Genomic DNA, 18256 nt, shown 5'->3' with positions numbered 1-18256 from the left:
TTCTATGCCGGATATCCTATCACGCCATCCTCCGAGATCGCCGAGATCATGGCCAAGCGCATGCCACAGATAGGCGGAACGTTCATGCAAATGGAAGATGAAATCGCGAGCATCATGGCGATCGTCGGAGCATCCATGGCGGGCAAGAAAGTGCTGACCGCGACATCCGGCCCTGGGTTCTCCCTGATGCAGGAAGGTCTCGGTTACGCGTGCATGGTCGAGGTGCCCATCGTGATTCTGGACTCCATGCGATATGGACCTTCGACAGGCATGGCGACCAAAGTCTCACAGATGGATCTCATGCAGGCACGCTGGGGAACGCACGGTGACCATTGGGTAATTGTCCTCTCTCCCTCCAGTGTCGAGGAGTCCTATCAGTTGACCATACGTGCGGTCAATCTGGCCGAGAAGTACAGGAATCCCGTCATTATCCTGTCCGATGAGACCATCTCTCATCTGCGTGAACCCATCGATACCAGCATTCTGCCGACCATTGTCGACCGCAGACTCCCGACCGAGAAGGCCGGATACCTTCCCTACAAGACAGACGAGTCACTGGTCCCGACGATCGCCAATGTCGGCACCGGTTTCCATACCAGCTTCACGGGCCTTGTCCATAATGAATCCGGCTTCCAGACCGCAAATGGTCATGTGGCAGAAGCCCTGGTCGAGCGCCTCCGCGACAAACTCTTCAACAACCTCGACGACATCATCCAGTTCGAGACCGACCGCGTCGAGGACGCTGATATCCTGTTCATGAGCTTCGGCATCACCGCCCGCGGAGTAACTGAGGCAGTCGAATCGCTTCGTTCTCACGGACGGAAAGCCGGATCGCTTCGGTTCATAACACTGTTCCCATTCGACGATGACCGTGTCCGCAAGGCTGCCGGCAATGCCAGGACAATCGTTGTCCCTGAGCTTAATTCCGGTCAACTCGTCCTTCTGGTCAAGAGAGTATTCGGAGACTTCCGGAAGGTCGTACCCATGAACAAGATCAATGGCGACCTTATCAGTCCGCAGGAGATCCTTGACTTCGTCCGGGAGGAGAACCTATGAGATCCGATTTTCTGCGATACGAACGACTGCCCAACATCTGGTGCCCCGGTTGCGGGAACGGCATTGTCCTCCATGCGCTCCTCGAGGCAATCGATCAACTGCAACTGGATCCCGACAAGGTCGTCCTCGTGTCGGGCATCGGTTGCTCTTCACGCGCACCGGCATATACTTCCTTCGACAATGTCCACACCCTTCATGGCCGCGCCATTCCAGTCGCGACGGGCATCAAGCTGGCCAATCCGGACCTTACGGTCATCGTGGTCACCGGTGACGGGGACAGCTCGGCAATCGGCGGCAACCATCTGATCCATGCCGCACGACGGGATGTCAATATTACTGTCGTGGTGTTCAACAACTACAACTACGGGATGACCGGTGGACAGGCGTCGCCTCTTACGCCGAGCTCTTCGATCACGACGACGACCCCGAACGGCAATCTGGACCGACCATTCGACCTTGCGAAGCTGGCAGCCGGTGCCGGTGCAACGTATGTGGCACGCTCAGGCATCTACTTCACAAAACATCTTGTCGACCACCTCAGGAAGGCTATCGCCCATGACGGCTTCTCTCTTGTCGACGCTGTCGCCCAATGCCCTACATACTTTGGGCGATTCAACAAGAAGGGCAGCGCCGGACAAATGGTCACATCACAGAAAGACTGGATGATCCTCAAGAGCGTGGCCGAGAAAAAGACCCCCGAGGAACTGGCGGGGAAAATCATCATCGGCGAATTCGTCAATATCGAGCGCCATGCACCGGTGAGTGCGGTTGCACCCAAGGAGCAGACCTGATATGAGTAGCGACAACCGTTTTGAACTCCGCATGACTGGCAGTGGCGGGCAGGGGCTCATCCTCGGTTCTATCATCCTCGCGGAGGCTGCCATCATGGAAGGGAAGATCGTCACCCAGAGTCAGGTCTACGGCGCAGAAGCGCGCGGCGGAACGACCAAGGCCGAACTTGTCATCTCGAACAAACATATCGCCTATCCTAAAGTCACCGATCCAGATCTGCTCGCAGCAATGACCAACGAGGGGCTCAAGCAGTATGGCGGAGGGATCAGCCGGAAGACCAAGGTCATCATCGATTCATCAGTAATGTCGGCTCCTGACTTCCTGGACGAGGAGAACTGCCGGGGCCTGCTGGCCCTTCCCATTCGCAGCACCCTCATCAGCAGGCTGGAGTCCGAGCTTGGACTCAACATCGTCCTGCTCGGTATCATCGAGGGTCTGACGGCCATCGTGGAGGTTGAGACACTCCGCAAGGCAATCGCGATGCACGTCAAAAAGCAGTTCCTCGACCTCAACATGAAGGCTCTGGATCTTGGCATGGAGATGGTCGAAGCTCAAGCCAAGACCGGCATACGCATCTGAGGGCTGCATCGTCGGCCTGGGGTTTCCATGATTACCTTGCACACCTCATGTTCGCCAAAGGACACCGCAAGGGTGTCCTTTGTGGCGTTCCAATTATGTTGCTCGCACACGGGCCACAAGCAAGGAATGCGATGTCACTGCGTTGCTGAGGAATCATGAGATTTGACAGGTTTTCCAGCCCTCTCGGGCAGCCATATGTTTCCGAGATCGAGGAAGTGCCCCTCTATCACTATCTGCTCGGCGATTCGGTGCTCGTCCTGCAGGTGCCTGGATGCCCCCTGCGTTGTCCGTACTGCGACCGCCCACTGCTAGCGCGTTCACCGGACTGGTCGCCCTACGACCCTGACAGGATCGCCGACGCGGTGGAGCAACTCGGCAGCGAGCCCGGGTTCGCCGGTGTGATCTGGAGCGGCGGTGAACCCTCGCTGCACTGGGACAATGTCGTCGAGTGCTCCCGAAAGGTTCACGAAGCAGGCAAAAAGGTTGTCGTAGCAACGAACGGCGGGTTGACCGCGGACCTTCTCCGCGATTCACCTGGAACGGTAGATGCACTGCTTGTCAGGTTCAAGGGTTTTGCCGACGAAACGTATCGGACGCTAGGAAGTCCGGCCGGTGTCCTGGAGAACAGCCGAGCCCTTGTAGAACGTGCCATCGATGCAGGAATTCACGTCGAACTCATGCTCGATATTGCACGGGAAACTCCAGCCCAGGAACAGGAATTCTCTGCCATGCTCGCGTGGATCGCCCAGGACCTTCGAAGAGGAATCCCTCTCCATCTCAGGGCCATTGCCCCCGAGCATGGTTTCACAATTCGCCATGGACCTGGCATGCCTTTTCTCGAAAATCTTGTAGAATCTGCGCAAAGACAACACGTGGGCTTTGTCTACCTGAGCAACTGCCATGGGCATTTCTTCAATAATACGATGTGTCCCAACTGCTATTCGGTCGTCGTCGACCGCACGACTCGTCCACTGGAGTTACCCTTCGTTACAGACGGAAAATGCGGCCATTGCGGAACGGACCTTGGATTGACACTCGACAAGAAGATGCCATGAGAAAGGCAATTGCTCCGATTGTGGCGCTGATCATCGCCGGAGCAGGACTGACGACCTTCTTCGCCTTGCGCACATCACCTGAACCGGTCACGTCCACATACTTTCTCATGGACACGGTTTTCACCGTCAAGACTACCGGAGGTGATGCTGCCACAATCAATGAGCATCTCCATGCTCTGGCATCCGACGTCGACAGCATGACCAGCTACTACAAGGCCGAGTCTCAGACGGTTCGCGTAAACGCAGCCGCCGGCAAAGGGTCGGTGTCCGTCTCGCCGGAATATGCAGCACTCCTGAAAACTGCCGTGGCTGTGGAGGCCATCGACCATGGCAGGACGTTCGACATAGCGATCTCGCCCCTGTCGTCGCTGTGGGGCTTTACGACCAAAGATTTCAGGGTCCCTTCTGCAAAGGAGATATCAGATACGCTAGCCTATTCTCACTCAGATCAGCTCGTGCTCTCGGGTACCACTGTGCAGCTTCGGGACTCCCGGTCCCGCATCGACTTGGGCGGTGTCGCCAAGGGTTACTCGCTAGACGTCATGGAGGAGTACCTCAAAACCGTCAAACCCCAACCCCAGCAGGTGATCGTCGATTTTGGCGGCAACCTCCTGCTGTATAGCGGCGGCAAGAAGCACGACTGGAAGGTCGGCATTCGCGATCCACGCGGTCAGGGGATCATCGGCTACGTTCGATCTGACGATGCCTTCGTGGCCACGTCCGGCGATTACGAACGCTATTTCGAGCGGGATGGCAAGAGATACTGTCACATCATCGATCCGTCGACGGGCTATCCTGGAACCCTCAATCGGAGCGCGACAATCATCACAGACATCCAACCCATGCACGGAGCCATCGGCGACGCTCTCGGTAAAGTGTTCTTCTGCTCACCGGCGGGGTCTCAGCGCTCTCTCTTCCAGACAGTACAGGGGCAGGGAGTGGTCGGTGTCGTCATTGTCGACGCTGCAGGAACTCGGTCCACACTGGGCCCGATCACCTTCGTGTCCACGACTGCGCAATGAAGCGGAGCGACCGCATTGTCGGGGTAGTGATCCTCATCGCCCTGATGCTTACTATCGTCTCCTGGATCGTCATGCACCGCACACGGGGTGCGGTGGCCGTCGTCCGAGTGAACGATAAGGTCGTGGCGACCGTGGACCTGACGTCACTCGAGCCACAAACATTGCACATTACAGGTGTGCTGGGACCGCTCGTCATCGTAGCTGACGGCAAGGGCTCCATCCGAGTCGCGGAGGCGACCTGCCCGGACCAGATCTGCGTGCATACCATTCCAGCCCGCAGCCCCGGTGACCAGGTCATCTGTGTTCCCAACCACATGGTCATTACCGTCGAAGGAAAAGGAACCGGCATCGATGCTCTCGCCCAATAGAAAGAGCCGTACAACGCAGGCTACCCTGCGATTCGCACTGCTAGCCGCCGTTGCTATTGTCATCAACTACTTCGACCCTCCGCTCCCATTCCTGCCGGGCGCCAAGCTGGGCCTGTCTCAGATAAGCACGATGCTGTGCCTGGAGATGTACGGAGCTCTCGCTACTATCGCACTCGTGGTCCTGCGTGTCCTCGTCACGGGGATCATGAAGGGAAATCTCATGACCATCACGTCACTGCTATCTTTTGGTGGCAGCCTTGGCGCAGTCATCGTCATGGTCCTCCTGAAAAAGGCGTTCGGAAAGCACATCGGATTGCCGACCGTAAGTACCGTAGGGGGCATCTGTAACAATGTGTCGCAATACCTGCTCTTGTTGATTACCAATACTGTGGGTACACTATGGTATTATCTGCCGGCGCTGGTGGTGGCGGGCGGAGCGGCCGGATACCTGATCGGTGGTCTTTCACTCGCCGTTCTGTCTCGACTCGACCGAGCCCTTCATGGCAGTGTACCAGTGGAGCAGCGGTGAGAAGAAAAGAACGAACGATATCAATAGCTTTTGTGATTGCGGGGGCCATCCTGGGGTCCGTGCTCGGCGAAGTATTGGGCGCGTACTACCCCTTCATGAGGGCAGGCCTCCATTTCGGCGTTCCTGACTTCACACTTCAACTTGGCTTCATGGAGCTTCGACTAGGTTTCACGTTCAACATGAACATTGGGACCGTTGGACTTGCTCTGCTTTTTCTTTTCTTCTCCACGCTCGTATGAAGCTTTACCTGGCCTCGAGCTCGCCACGCAGGGCTCACATGCTCGCCGACTGGGGTATACCATTCTCGATCGTGAAGGCTGATGTGGACGAAGTCATGCTGGACGCTGCACCTGAGAACTGTGCAGCACAGAACGCACTGGCAAAAGCAAAATCGGGAAGTGATCATGTGGATGCAGGACTTGTCATTGGCGCCGACACCGTCGTCGCCTGTGACGGTCGAATCCTCGGAAAGCCGCTCGACGAAGCTCAAGCCCGTGATATGCTCGCGTTGCTCGAAGGACGGGAGCACCGCGTTATTACCGCCATGGCGGCCGTGCTTGTACCTGGAAAGGCAACGGCAACCAGAACGTCCATAACGCATGTATTCATGAGACACTTGAGCGAAAGCGAGCGGCAAGCCTACTTCGACAATCCCGAGTACCGCGACAAGGCAGGAGCGTACGCCGTTCAAGGGCTGGCAGCAAGTTTCATCGAACGAACTGAGGGACCAATGGACACGATCATCGGTTTCACGATGAGTGATTTTCATGCGCTCTGCATTGAGTTGCATGTTGATATGAGGAGGTAAGTCGTGGCATTTTTCTCAAAAGACCTGGCAATAGACCTTGGTACTGCGAACACAGTTGTATACGTCAAAAACAAGGGTGTCGTCATTCGCGAGCCCACCATCGTGGCGACCGATGCCAAGACCGGCACCGTGCTTGCTGTCGGCGACGACGCCAAGAAGATGGCAGGACGCACGCCCCAGTCGATTACCGTGACACGTCCCCTGAGGGACGGTGTCATAGCAGACTTCACGGTAACCGAGAAGCTTCTTGAATACTTCATCCGAAAAGCGTCTGGAACAGGTCTCTTTGCTCGTCCACGCGTGCTTGTCGGGATCCCGTCCGGCATCACCCAGGTTGAGATGAAGGCCGTCATCGACGCAGCCCTCAACGCCGGCGCGAGAGAGGCAAAGCTTATCCAGGAACCCATGGCCGCCGCCATCGGCGCCGACCTCCCCGTCTCTGATGCTCGTGGAGTCATGATCGTCGATGTCGGAGGTGGTACGGCCGAGGTCGCGGTCATCTCGATGAAGGGCATCGTCACATCGCGGTCACTGCGCATTGCGGGTGACGAGATGACGGAAGCGATAGCGACGCATATCCGCCGCCGTTACAATTTGCTCATCGGAGATGTGACGGCCGAAGAAGTCAAACTCGCCATTGGCTCCGCCTACCCGCTCGAAAGCGAGAGAACCTATGAAGTTCGGGGCAGAGACTTGATCAACGGCTTGCCAAAATCGGTCGAGGTCACGAGCGAGGAGATTCGCGACGCACTCAAGGAACCTTTGGAGCAGATTCTCGCGACGATCAAGTCGGCACTTGAGCTGACCCCGCCTGAACTCTCAGCGGACATTATCGACAGCGGTATCATGCTTTCGGGCGGCGGCGCACTTATCATGGGCTTTGACAAATTTATCTCCACCCGTACGGGTATTCTTGTCAGTATCGCAGAGGACCCATTGCAGTGTGTCGCCAAGGGCGCAGGCAAGGTCCTCGAGAACTACGATTTGCTGCACGAGGTTTTGATATAACGAATGCCCGGTCCGGTACGGAAGCCTACCCGCAGGTCCACTAGCCTGCTGTTCATAGCGCTGTTTCTCGCGCTGGCAACCGTCATCGGACTGGCGTCTTATGGCGTTACGCTCGGAAACCTTGCATTCAGCGGGGTTCAACGCGTTGTCCGGACGCTTGGCGGGGCTGTCTCGGCAGCAAGCGACAGTGTGGCCGCATACGGTCAATCTCTGCTGTTTGCCCGAGGCATCTACGCTGAGAACGAGACCCTCCGCAGCGAGAACCAGTATCTCGATGCTCGTCTGCGCCTCGTTCTCAGCGATCACGATGAATTGAAACGGCTGCAAGCACAGTTAGCGATCCAGCAACAGTTGCCGGTCAAGAGTGTTCTTGCCCAAGTGACGGGAAGGGCAATTGGTTTGAACTCCATGGACGTGTTCATAGACCACGGAACGGCCCTCGGGGTAGCCGACGGTGCTGGAGTATTGGTCGCAGACTCAACCAACCAAGTCTACGTGTATGGCAAAGTCCGGGGCGTATTCAAGTCCAATGCGACAGTGATCCCACTGCTGGATAGCAGGTGCGTCATCTCCGGCATCAACCGGCGCACCGGAGAGGACGTGCTCGTCAAGGGCACCAATGGAGAGTACTGTGATTTATCATACGTCTCACCACTGCCCCAGTTCCAATCGGGTGATATCGTCGTCACTTCCAGCAGCTCAGGAATCTTTCCTCCCAACATCCCTATCGGCAGAGTGGACGCGTTGACCACCGGCACCACGACACGCCTCGTCCTGCGCCCATTTGCAGCCGTCTGGGCGACACGTTACCTTCTTGTGACGCAGAACTCGAAATGAATTCGAAACAGCAGTATGCCGTCTTGACAGGGGTTCTGGCCATGGAGACATTCGTGTTTGCGTTGTTCTGCAGCATCACGTTGCACACCCCGGGCGCGGGAGCCTTTGGCTTCCTCGTGGCAGCGGCTATCGTCTTCTACTACAGCGTACGCCATCCCGCTCCCTTTGGTGTTGCTGCTGGACTTTTCAATGTACTCCTCCTGTCGTACTTCAGCCAGTCGCAGGCGCTGCCCACTGCCCTGCTACTGCTGTTGGTCGTCGGCGCCTCGCCCTACATCGAACAACTTGCACCTAGCCTCGCCCGCATAGCCTTCACGGGCGCTTATGCGGTCACGGCACTCGTTCTCGCCTTCCTCACCAGAGGCAACACTGCTCCCAGTCTCATAGCCCTATTGTGGTACTGCGGCGCAGCAGCCGTCACAGGACTTGTGGGGTCCCGGTATCTGGTCAGGCGTTCGCCTCTCGAGCAGAATCATGGATAAGCTTCAACGATTCCGGCAAACCCGGCGATTCCTTGCAGTCACCATTCTCTTCACGGTGATCTTATTGGGCATCGTGGCTCGCCTTTACTTTCTGCAGGTCGTCAAAGGCACCTATTATGCAGGAGTCGCGGAAGACAACCGCCTGCGCATCATCAGCACAGATGCTCCGCGGGGCGAAATCCGCGACAGGAACGGGGTCATTCTCGCAACCGACGTTCCATCATTCGACATCGTCGTGACGACCTATGACCTCAAGAACTCCAACCAGGAGTTGGGTGTCGTAGCTCAGCTGACAGGCGCGAAGCTTCAGACTCTCAAGGACACAGTCAAGAAAGCCGGCGTCGGGCCCTATACACCTATCACCGTCGTTCGCAACGTCAGCAAGGTCGTTGCATTGAAGCTTGCGGAACAGGAACCAGACCTGCCTGGCATCCAACTCATCATGTCGACCAAGAGATCCTATCCCCAGGGAACCCTGGCGGCACATGTCCTCGGGTATACAGGTGAAATAGGCGATACTGAGCTCCAGGCGCTGCAAACTAAGGGCTACGTCATGAAGGACACGATCGGCAAGGAAGGCGTCGAACAGCAATACGAGTCGCTGCTGCGGGGCCAGAAGAGTCAGAAACTGATCGAAGTCGACGCCGGCGGTAAGGCTGTGAAGACGCTGCAGGAAAAGCCCGCTGTGCCTGGAAAGAGCATTATCCTGACCATCGATGTCCGCTTGCAGAAAATGTGTGAGAAGCTTCTCGGCAACAACCAGGGCGCAGCAATCATCATGGACCCGCGCAACGGCGAGCTTCTTGCGCTGGCAAGCGCTCCCACGTTCGATCCGAACAAGTTCATTTCCGGAATCTCGAGTCAGGACTGGAAAACGTGGTCCGCCAGAGGGTCTCTGTTCGACCGGGCTATCGCAGGAACGTTCCCTCCGGCAAGCACATTCAAAGTCGTCACCGGAACGGCCGGACTGGAAACGCACACCATTACGGACCGAAGTATCATTTATTGTGGTGGAGGGTTGACGGTCGGAGGACGACTGTTCAAGTGCTGGATCTGGCCGGGCCGTCACGGCAACGAAGACATCTACAAGGCTTATGCCGACTCCTGCGACAGCTACTTCTATACGGTTGCCCGCCTCACCGGCATCGAATCGATGGACACGTACGCCCACAAGTATGGCATTGACAAGCTCACCGCCGTCGACCTTCCTGGCGAGGCGACCGGTTTCGTCCCGACACCGCAATGGAAGCTCAGCAAGTACAAACAGGCGTGGTACGACGGAGATACGATGAACATGGGCATCGGCCAGGGGTACGTGCTCGAGACGCCGATACGTAACATCTCCATCTACAGCTCGATCGCGATGATGGGGACCCTTTGGCGCCCTCATCTCCTGAAGGCTTCGGTCGACCCAGTCACCAAAGCAGAGACGCAGACGACGCCAGTTGTCCAGAGCACGCTAGGCGTCAGCACCGCAACGCTGACAGCTGTGAGACAGGGCCTCTATCTCGTTTCAAAGACCGGAGGGGATGCGCGCATTCAGGTCGGGAACATCAAGATCTGTGCCAAGACCGGCACGGCCGAAACCGGTACGCTGAATGTGTACGATACGTGGATGGTAGCATTTGCACCGATGGACAATCCCACGGTGGCGGTCCTCCTCATGTACGAAGACTCGCCCTACCAGCGCAGTACCAGCATGGCTCCACTTCTTCACGACATGTTGCAGCAGTACTTTAATCTGTACGGAGGGAAAAATGGCAGCAATTAGTCCAACAAACACCGTCGTGTTCAAGGGGAACCAAACGGAAATCCTGGCACTTGTCAACCCCAAGGCAAAGTGGAAGGAAGCCGAGCATGTGCTCCTCATACAGGCGGCCGCCCAGCACCATATCCTTCCTCAACTTAAGCTCCAGGTCGACCTCCAGAACCGGGCATGTGGCCTCAAGACGCTGGCCAAACTGGAAAAGGATCTGCGGAAAGTCGTGGGCGACAACCTCGGCATAACCAATTACCGCATACGGGAATCGAAGAAGAACGCCCCTCCGTCTGAGACAGCCTTGATCATTGCGCGTGACCTGATCAGGGGCGAAGTCATCCAGACGACGAAGGACGTCGTCGTGGTCGGCTGTGTTCTCGAGGGATCACGCATTGAGACGATGCGTTCATGTTTCGTGTTCGGCGCCATCAGGGGAACCGTCCTGGCCGGTACCCAGGGAATCCAGAACGCGGTCATTACGTGCCTCGAGGTGGCTGGTGGCGCTTCACTTGCCGTCGGCAGCGCGAGCGCCATCCTTCACTTGACCCCAGCAGGCATACGGAGCCATTACTACGTAGTGAGCGCCGTCCAGGGCCGGCTGAATGTTGAAACACGCTTTCTCGAATAGAGATACCCAGTGAAGTTCCATCGCCTGCCGCTGTTCTTCATCATAAGTGTCGTGCTCCTCATCGGGTTCGGCCTGGCGACCTTCTATGTCGCGAGCCTTGCGGAGCGGTACACATTGGGTCACTTCGGGAGTTACTACTCTTATTTCCAGAAGACACTCCTGCTGCTCGGCCTGAGCCTGATCATAGCTGTCATGCTGCAATTCGTGAACTACCGGGTTTTGCGGTATCTCACGATCCCGGCATACGTCATAGGAACGGGGCTGCTTATAGCAGTGCTGTTCTTCGGGACCGGTGCATACGGGTCCCGACGATGGATCCCTGTCGCAGGGTCGTCTGGCCTCCAGCCGAGTGAGATACAGAAACTGGTGATTATTCTCATTGTCGCGTTGATCCTGACGTTGCCCCAGAAAAGGCTCACCATAGGCCTGAAGATCCTCCTTGTTATTGCTGCGGTCATACCGTCCGTTCTTCTCGTCGAAAAAGAACCGGACCTGGGATCCGCCAGCCTCCTGCTTGGGATATCCGTCATCATGCTGGTCCATTTCCGGCTCACCGGCCGCCAGCTCCTGGTTCTGGGGCTTGTCCTGGCACTTGTGGGAGGCGGTGTGTGGCTTGGCCTCAGGCCGTATCAGCGTACACGGATCGAGACCTTCCTGAACCCACAGGCAGACCCACTCGGCAACGGCTACAATGTCATCCAGTCCATCGTAGCCACTGGATCCGGCGGACTCTGGGGGCGTGGCATCAAAGGAAGTACCCAGGCTCCTCTCTCGTTCGTGCCCGTACAGTATGCTGACTTCGTCTTCTCTCTCGTTGGAGAATTGTTTGGATTCGCCGGCTGTGCACTGCTGGTTCTCCTCTTCGTCATGCTCCTCTGGTCAACGTTCCTCGTCTTTCGATCGCTGACTGACGACTTTGCCCGTTATATCGTCGTGGGTATAGGAGCTATGTGGTTCCTGCAGGCCGCCGTAAACATGGGCATGACCATCGGGCTCTCGCCCGTCACCGGCATCCCGCTGCCGTTTATCAGCTATGGCGGATCATCTCTGTTCACACAAGTTATGGCCGCTTCCATTGTCGTCAGCGTCTACCGCGTGCGCGACGAATTGAGGTTCTAACATGGACATGCACTCTCTCGAACGTTTCGAAGGCCCTTCGCGATACGCAGGGAACGAGCTCAACGCCGTCCACAAGGACTGGGGGGGTCGTTTTCGCGTCGCGCTCAGCTACCCGGACCTCTACGAGGTCGGTATGTCGTCGCACGGCATCCAGATCCTCTATCACCTTCTCAACACCATCGACAACGTCGTTGTAGAACGCGTGTTCGCCCCATTTCACGATCTCGAGGCATGGCTCAAACAGTACGAAGTGCCCTTGTTTTCTCTCGAAAGCCGCCAGCCGATGGGCTCGTTCGACGTCATTGCCTTCAGCCTCGGTACAGAACTCACTTATACGAACCTGCTCAACATGCTTGACCTGGCCAGGCTCCCCGTGCGGTCGGAGGACCGGAGCGAGTGGCCGATCATCATTGCAGGTGGCAGTTGCACATTCAATCCCGAACCCATGTCTCCCTTTGTGGACGCATTCGGTATTGGCGATGGCGAAGACCTCTTTCCAGAGATTGTGCGAAACCTTGCCGCATCGCGCGCAGCTGGAGCAAGCCGTCACGATGCACTGGAAACACTGGCGCGCAATGTCGAGGGCGTTTATGTCCCATCCCTGTACAAGACACGCCCAGCCCTCAATGATGCACCGTATGTTATCGCCGAACCCATTTCATCGGGAGTTCCCGCTATTGTGCGCAGGCGGATTGTCGAGAGCCTCGACGATGCATTTGCTCCTGTCAGCCCGATTGTCCCGTATCGCGAACTCGTCCATGACCGGGGTGTCATCGAACTGTTTCGTGGATGTGTGCGAGGCTGTCGCTTCTGCGAGGCCGGCATTTCTTATCGTCCCACCCGAGAGCGATCGCTGGCATCCATCCAGAAGCAGCTCGAGCAACTCGTCGCCAACACCGGCTACGAAGAAGTTGGATTGCTATCTCTGAGCAGCACCGACTACAGTGACCTGCCCGGGCTGGTTCAGCTCGTACGCGCGTACAGAGAAGAGCACAAGGTGTCCATTTCGTTCCCGTCACTCCGCATGGAGAACTTCCCTGGCTATCTCGCAGACGAGATCAAGCAAACACGCGAAGGCTCGTTGACGTTTGCCATCGAAGCCGGCAGCCAGCGCCTCCGCGATGTCATCAACAAGAACATCACAGAAGAATCGATCTTTGAAACGCTGCGGACTGTCTTCGGGAAAGGCTGGCATCTCGTCAAGTTCTACTTCATGTTTGGCCTTCCGACCGAGACGGAGCAAGATCTCGATGCCATGGTCGACCTGGTGGACCGCATCTACACCTTTGGCAAGGGTTTCCGCAGGGACATCGCCCTCAATCTCAGCATCAATCCGTTCGTGCCTCGCCCCGATACTCCTTTTCAATGGTGCGCCCAGGATACGCCTGAGTCTTACAACGCCAAGATCGACCATCTCCGCACTGGCTTCAGGGCCTTCAAGGGCAAGCTCCATATCCAGTTTGGCGACCCACGTATTTCCTTCCTCGAGGGATTCCTCAGCCGTGGCGACCGCAGAGTCGGCAACGTCATCGAGACCGCCTGGAAGAACGGGGCCAAATTCGATGCCTGGCACGAGTCTTTCAATTTCGACGTGTGGCAGCAGACCATTGCCGCCTCAGGCCTTGACCCCGCCGACTTCCTGTATCGCAGTATTCCTCTGCAGAGCGAGCTGCCGTGGCAGGTCATCGATGCGGGAGTCTCGACAGACTTCCTCTGCGAGGAATACCTGTCCGCAGAGAAGGGCGAACGTCTCCCCACATGCCGTGAGACGGGTTGTCATGCGTGCGGCATCCAGGAGTATCTGAATCCCTGTCCGACCTCAGCGCTCATCAACGCCAAAAACCCTTGACACAATATTATCAAGCTGCCCACAGGTGATACCATGTATCACCTGTGGGCAGTCTACGATACTAACAGGGGTTTCAGATTCTGGAAGGCCCCAGATATCTGTCCAGCTCGGCGAGGATGCGCTCTTCGGCTTTGCTGAGCTTGCTTGTGATCGTGCAGCCGGCGGCCAGCAAGTGACCTCCGCCACCGAACGCAGTTGCTATGCGCTTGACGTCGAACCCATACTTCCCGCGGAGGCTCACCTTGATCGAGCCATCTGATGCCTCTTTGAAGAGGACGACCGCCTTGGTATCAGCAATACGCCGCAATTCGTCCGTGATCCCTTCCGTGTCTTCGTCCAGCGCGCCCGAATCAGCAAGCATGTTCCGGGTCACGTAAGATACGACCACCTGCCCCCCATACATGAGGCGCGACGCTACTACAGAAGCAGCCATAAGCCTCAGACTTCCATATGGCCTGGATTCGTAGATGCTGCGAGAGATCGCATCCGGCGACGCCCCCAGTTCGATGAGCTGAGCTCCGTGCACCAGGGAGAGAGCCTTGGTATTGGCGTACTGGAATGACCCAGTGTCCGCAACCAGACCGCTATACAGGGCGGAGGCAATCCTTGCGTCGATGAGGTGGGGGTTGATGACATTGAACAAGTCGAAAAGAATCTCGCAGCACGAACTGGCCGAACCATCCACGGCAAACACCTCGCCAAAGCCTGCATTCGTGTCGTGGTGGTCAATCACCAGACGCTCTACTCCGGAGAGAAATAGAGGTTTCCATTCACCCAGACGATCGATATCGGCTGCATCCACGCTGATACATGTCACCTTCGCGACGCTAATGTGAACTGTGGCTTGGGCGGCGGACATGGTGTTCAACAGTTCATCCGTTGCGAGAAACTGGTAGACGCTCTGGATTTTGCCAGGGACAAACGCATGAACCCTCTTGCCCATTGCCTGCAGATACAGTGTAAGCGCCACCATGGAACCCAGAGCATCGCCATCGGCAAACTCGTGGGTGAAAAGAAAGACATCGCTCGCATCGCGGATCTTCGATGCAATGACGTCGAGGCCAACTCCCCTCATAAATCCGCGGGATCCTTCTTCTCGTTCTTCTCGAGCTGGGTAAGCAGTTCGACAACCTGGGTGCCCTTCACGAATCCTTGATCGAAATGGAACGAAAGCAGGGGCGTGAAGCGCATCGAGACATCAGCCGCCAACCTCTGCTGGAACTTGCCCGATGCCCTGGACAGGGCAGCCATGAGAGCCTTCTGACGACTCTCGTCATTCGACAGACTCGAAACGTAAACCTTCGCCAGCCGTGTATCGTTCGACATCTCAATGCGAGTCACGGTCAAGAGTCGCAGGTCAGGATCGTCCATCATAATCAGTTGACCCTCGACACTACGCCGTATGAACGCTTCAAGCCGCAGTCTGCGGATATTCTTCATGCATACCTCACTTCGTGCTCACCGCACAGATGCGGAGAGCTCATTTACATGGATTCGGGGAGAGTAACGCCCAGAACGTGGGCATACGCCTGCAGGAGACGCTGTGAGACCAGGACGAGCAGCATGCGGGCCTGTGCCAGACCTGTGTCTTCCTGGATGACCTTTTCTTTTTGATAGAATGCGTTGACCGCCTTGGCAAGCTCGCTTGCAAGATACAGGATCCGATGGGGCTGCCTCGTCCTTGCGGCGTCATCAACCTCATCCTGTGCCTTTAGAAGACACTTCAACAAGTCACGGTCCTCAGGAGTCTTCAGCCGTGCAACGTCAGCCGGGCTTGCCACAGGAGGAACAACAGCTCCGATGCCGCGTGCCTGGCGTTCCACACTGCAAAGCCTGGCATATGTGTATTTGAGATAATATGCCGGGTTGTCGAGAGATTTCTCTTTGGCAACCTCAAGGTCGAACTCCAGCTCAGAGTCAGCCGACGAAAGGAGGAAGAAAACACGCGCCTGGTCCTTGCCCACCTCGCGTACGAGCTCAGCCAGCTCGATGATCTCGCCTGTCTGTTTGGACAGAACGATGCGCTGTCCACCGCGCAGGAAGTGTACGATCTGGTAGATGATGACCTCCAGGAAGTCATCTGGGAGTCCGAGACTCTTCATGAGAGCCTGCATGGGTACGATATGGCCTATATGATCCGCACCAAAGACGTCGATGCTCTTGACGTACCCTCGCTGGAACTTGTTGAAGTGGTAGGCCGCGTCGGTAAGTGTATAGGTCGGCTCTCCATCACGCCGTACGAGTACCCGATCCTTGTCGTCACCGAAATCCGTCGAGCGCAACCAGACAGCGTCATCCTTCTCATAGATAATACCTCGAGCCCGAAACTGCTGAAGAACGCGATCATTCCATCCATTCTCGATGAGGTATCGTTCCGAGAACCAGGTATCGAATGAGACGCCCATTTCTTCCAGTGCCTGGCGAATCGACGCCAGCACAAGTTCCTTCCCGTCTTCTTCTATGGCAGCAAGGCGCTGTTCATCAAGCTGAGAACGCAACTCCGACCCCTTTCGGTCGTAGATGGCTTGCGCCAGATCCGGCACATATGCCCCTTGATAACCTTCATCGGGCATAGCATGTTCCAGCCCCAGCATTGGAAACAGGTAATGCGCAATCGACTCCGTGAAGAGCTTCATCTTCGACCCATAGTCATTGACGTAGTACTCACGGTCCACATCATATCCCTGGGTCTCCAGAAGTGTGGCAAGAACCGATCCGAGCGCTGCTCCGCGTCCGTTGCCCACGTGCAGTGGTCCGGTCGGGTTGGCACTCACGAACTCTACTTCGATCTTCTGGCCGTTCGCTTCCTTCTGAAGCAGCACGGCAGGCTCTATACCAAGCATTGAGCTCAGCTGATCGGCCACAAACGAATCCGAAAGCTGGATGTTGATATATCCGGGGGCGACTGCCTCCGTGAGCCCGGCACAGGCTATGCCTGCGACAGTAGGTTGCAGTTCCTGTGCAATGACGAGGGGGGCACTGTGCCGTGTCCTGGCCAATTTCATGGGAAGCGAGAGCGTGTAATCGAGAAAGCCGGGGCGGGACAGCGAGCAACATGCAAGAGGGGCCTCCTCCGCAGAGAGGAGGTCCCTGAGCGCGAGGCCGACCTGCCGGTCTATTGTCTCACGAAGGTTCAGCACTCAGTCAAGTTCCTTTCTTGTCACGATGACTCGTGACCAGGTGACGAGCTGCATACGTCTCATTGACACGGGTCACCACTGTATCGTGTGGAGCAGACAGCAGGAGGTCTGGGTTCTCTTTCGCTTCCTGGCTGATCTTGATGAGTGCGTCGCAGAACGAGTCCATCGTCTCCTTGCTCTCGCTCTCTGTCGGCTCGACCATCATGACCTCTTCTGCATACGGCGGGAAGTGCGGGAAGTAAATCGTTGGGGGATGATACCCATAATCCATGAGACGCTTGGCGATGTCGAGCAAAGTCACGCCATACTTGTCGTAGCCCTTTGCACTCAGAACCGTTTCGTGCATGACAGGCCTGTCGTAGGCAGGCGGGAAATACGGGCTCAGTAATGCCTTGACATAGTTCGCGTTGATGACTGCCGCCCGGCTTGTCGCCAGAAGACCGTCCCGACCCATCATTTTGATGTACACGTAGGCACGGGCCAGCACGGCGGTATTGCCATAGAATCCCGACATGCGGCCGATCGTATGCAGCCTGTTCTCATCCAGGGTGTACTGACCGTCTCTGCACACAACCACGGGGATCGGAAGGTAGTCAGCCAGCAGTTTCTTGACGCCCACAGGGGCAGCGCCCGGACCTCCACCGCCATGTGGGGTGGCGAATGTCTTGTGGAGGTTCAGATGAACCACATCGAACCCAAGATCCCCTGGACGAATGAGTCCCATGAGAGCATTAAGGTTTGCCCCATCGTAGTACAGCAGACCTCCGCGAGCATGCACGAGTTCGGCAATCTGCGTGATGTTCTCCTCGAACAGCCCCACGGTGTTCGGGTTGGTCAGCATGATGGCCGCCACCGTATCGTCCATGAGTTTGCCCAAAGCATCCATGTCGACCCCGCCTCGCTCGTTGGAGGGAACGGTCACGACCTGGAATCCTGCCATCGATGCCGACGCAGGATTTGTTCCATGAGCAGAATCGGGGATCAGCACTTTCGTGCGCTTGGCATCGTGGTCACGCATGTAGGCATGGATAATGAGCATGCCAGTGAGCTCACCATGGGCGCCGCATGCGGGCTGCAGCGTGAAGTCGTCCATACCGGTGATCTCCTGCAGAGACTCCTTCAGCTCGAATTCCATTTGCAGGATGCCCTGGTTGTCTGTGGGATCATCCAGTGGGTGACGCACAGTCAGCCTTGGATCAGCGGCCATTCGCTCGTTGATCTTGGG

Annotated in this window: 20 protein-coding genes; 16 read left to right on the top strand and 4 right to left on the bottom strand. The window is 56.7% G+C overall.

Annotated features, from left to right (window positions below):
* From SMC3_RS03345 to SMC3_RS03270, 16 genes are all read left to right on the top strand, one after another.
* Positions 1–1056, top strand: a 1056-nt coding sequence (locus SMC3_RS03345; RefSeq protein ID WP_119089825.1) for a 2-oxoacid:acceptor oxidoreductase subunit alpha, incomplete at its 5' end; no start/stop codon positions are given.
* Complete coding sequence (locus SMC3_RS03340; protein WP_119089824.1) at positions 1053–1847, top strand: thiamine pyrophosphate-dependent enzyme; 795 nt, start codon at positions 1053–1055, stop codon at positions 1845–1847. The genes SMC3_RS03345 and SMC3_RS03340, both read left to right, overlap by 4 nt.
* 1 nt (position 1848) lies before the next feature.
* Positions 1849–2427 carry a 2-oxoacid:acceptor oxidoreductase family protein gene (locus tag SMC3_RS03335; RefSeq protein ID WP_119087352.1) on the top strand — a complete coding sequence of 193 codons (579 nt, stop codon included), beginning with the start codon at positions 1849–1851 and terminating at the stop codon, positions 2425–2427.
* Between the two features lie 155 nt (positions 2428–2582).
* On the top strand, positions 2583–3482 hold the full coding sequence (locus tag SMC3_RS03330) for a radical SAM protein (protein WP_119087351.1): 900 nt from the start codon (positions 2583–2585) through the stop codon (positions 3480–3482).
* On the top strand, positions 3479–4504 hold the full coding sequence (locus tag SMC3_RS03325) for an FAD:protein FMN transferase (RefSeq protein ID WP_165846539.1): 1026 nt from the start codon (positions 3479–3481) through the stop codon (positions 4502–4504). Before SMC3_RS03330 ends, SMC3_RS03325 begins: the two co-directional genes overlap by 4 nt.
* Positions 4501–4872, top strand: coding sequence for a NusG domain II-containing protein (locus SMC3_RS03320; protein WP_119087349.1), 372 nt, complete (start codon positions 4501–4503; stop codon positions 4870–4872). Before SMC3_RS03325 ends, SMC3_RS03320 begins: the two co-directional genes overlap by 4 nt.
* A complete protein-coding gene (locus SMC3_RS03315) occupies positions 4805–5401 on the top strand; it encodes a Gx transporter family protein (protein ID WP_165848305.1) in 597 nt (198 codons plus the stop codon). The genes SMC3_RS03320 and SMC3_RS03315 overlap by 68 nt, the downstream gene beginning before the upstream one ends.
* Complete coding sequence (locus SMC3_RS03310; protein WP_119087347.1) at positions 5398–5640, top strand: hypothetical protein; 243 nt, start codon at positions 5398–5400, stop codon at positions 5638–5640. Before SMC3_RS03315 ends, SMC3_RS03310 begins: the two co-directional genes overlap by 4 nt.
* Positions 5637–6209 (top strand): Maf family protein, encoded by a 573-nt coding sequence (locus SMC3_RS03305; protein WP_119087346.1) that lies wholly within the window; start codon positions 5637–5639, stop codon positions 6207–6209. The genes SMC3_RS03310 and SMC3_RS03305 overlap by 4 nt, the downstream gene beginning before the upstream one ends.
* 3 nt (positions 6210–6212) lie before the next feature.
* A complete protein-coding gene (locus tag SMC3_RS03300) occupies positions 6213–7217 on the top strand; it encodes a rod shape-determining protein (RefSeq protein WP_119089823.1) in 1005 nt (334 codons plus the stop codon).
* 3 nt (positions 7218–7220) lie between these two features.
* Positions 7221–8054: a rod shape-determining protein MreC gene (gene mreC / locus SMC3_RS03295; protein ID WP_119087344.1), complete on the top strand. Its 834-nt coding sequence runs from the start codon at positions 7221–7223 to the stop codon at positions 8052–8054.
* Entirely contained in the window at positions 8051–8536 is a 486-nt protein-coding gene (locus SMC3_RS03290; RefSeq protein ID WP_119087343.1) for a hypothetical protein, read from the top strand. Before mreC ends, SMC3_RS03290 begins: the two co-directional genes overlap by 4 nt.
* Positions 8529–10307, top strand: coding sequence for a penicillin-binding protein 2 (gene mrdA / locus SMC3_RS03285; RefSeq protein WP_119089822.1), 1779 nt, complete (start codon positions 8529–8531; stop codon positions 10305–10307). The genes SMC3_RS03290 and mrdA overlap by 8 nt, the downstream gene beginning before the upstream one ends.
* A complete protein-coding gene (locus SMC3_RS03280; protein ID WP_119087341.1) occupies positions 10294–10923 on the top strand; it encodes a septum site-determining protein MinC in 630 nt (209 codons plus the stop codon). The genes mrdA and SMC3_RS03280 overlap by 14 nt, the downstream gene beginning before the upstream one ends.
* Before the next feature lie 9 nt (positions 10924–10932).
* Positions 10933–12042, top strand: coding sequence for an FtsW/RodA/SpoVE family cell cycle protein (locus SMC3_RS03275; protein ID WP_119087340.1), 1110 nt, complete (start codon positions 10933–10935; stop codon positions 12040–12042).
* Position 12043: 1 nt separating this feature from the next.
* Complete coding sequence (locus tag SMC3_RS03270) at positions 12044–13891, top strand: TIGR03960 family B12-binding radical SAM protein (RefSeq protein ID WP_119089821.1); 1848 nt, start codon at positions 12044–12046, stop codon at positions 13889–13891.
* A gap of 73 nt (positions 13892–13964) precedes the next feature.
* Here the strand turns inward: SMC3_RS03270 and SMC3_RS03265 are convergent, their stop codons facing one another.
* The 4 genes from SMC3_RS03265 to gcvPB form a co-directional block, all read right to left on the bottom strand.
* The gene (locus SMC3_RS03265) at positions 13965–14966 is read right to left on the bottom strand and encodes a DHH family phosphoesterase (RefSeq protein ID WP_119087338.1); all 1002 of its coding nucleotides are present in this window, start codon (positions 14964–14966) and stop codon (positions 13965–13967) included.
* Complete coding sequence (rbfA, locus tag SMC3_RS03260) at positions 14963–15331, bottom strand: 30S ribosome-binding factor RbfA (protein ID WP_119087337.1); 369 nt, start codon at positions 15329–15331, stop codon at positions 14963–14965. Before rbfA ends, SMC3_RS03265 begins: the two co-directional genes overlap by 4 nt.
* 44 nt (positions 15332–15375) lie before the next feature.
* On the bottom strand, positions 15376–17031 hold the full coding sequence (gene argS, locus SMC3_RS03255) for an arginine--tRNA ligase (RefSeq protein ID WP_119087336.1): 1656 nt from the start codon (positions 17029–17031) through the stop codon (positions 15376–15378).
* A 4-nt stretch (positions 17032–17035) separates the two neighbouring features.
* Positions 17036–18256, bottom strand: a 1221-nt coding sequence (gcvPB, locus tag SMC3_RS03250; RefSeq protein WP_119089820.1) for an aminomethyl-transferring glycine dehydrogenase subunit GcvPB, incomplete at its 5' end; no start/stop codon positions are given.

It is taken from the genome of Candidatus Cryosericum hinesii (genome assembly GCF_003570985.1).
GTDB classification, from domain to species: Bacteria; Caldisericota; Caldisericia; order Cryosericales; family Cryosericaceae; genus Cryosericum; species Cryosericum hinesii.
The sequence above is the reverse complement of the archived record's forward strand: the minus strand, read 5'-3'. Positions and strand labels throughout refer to the sequence as shown.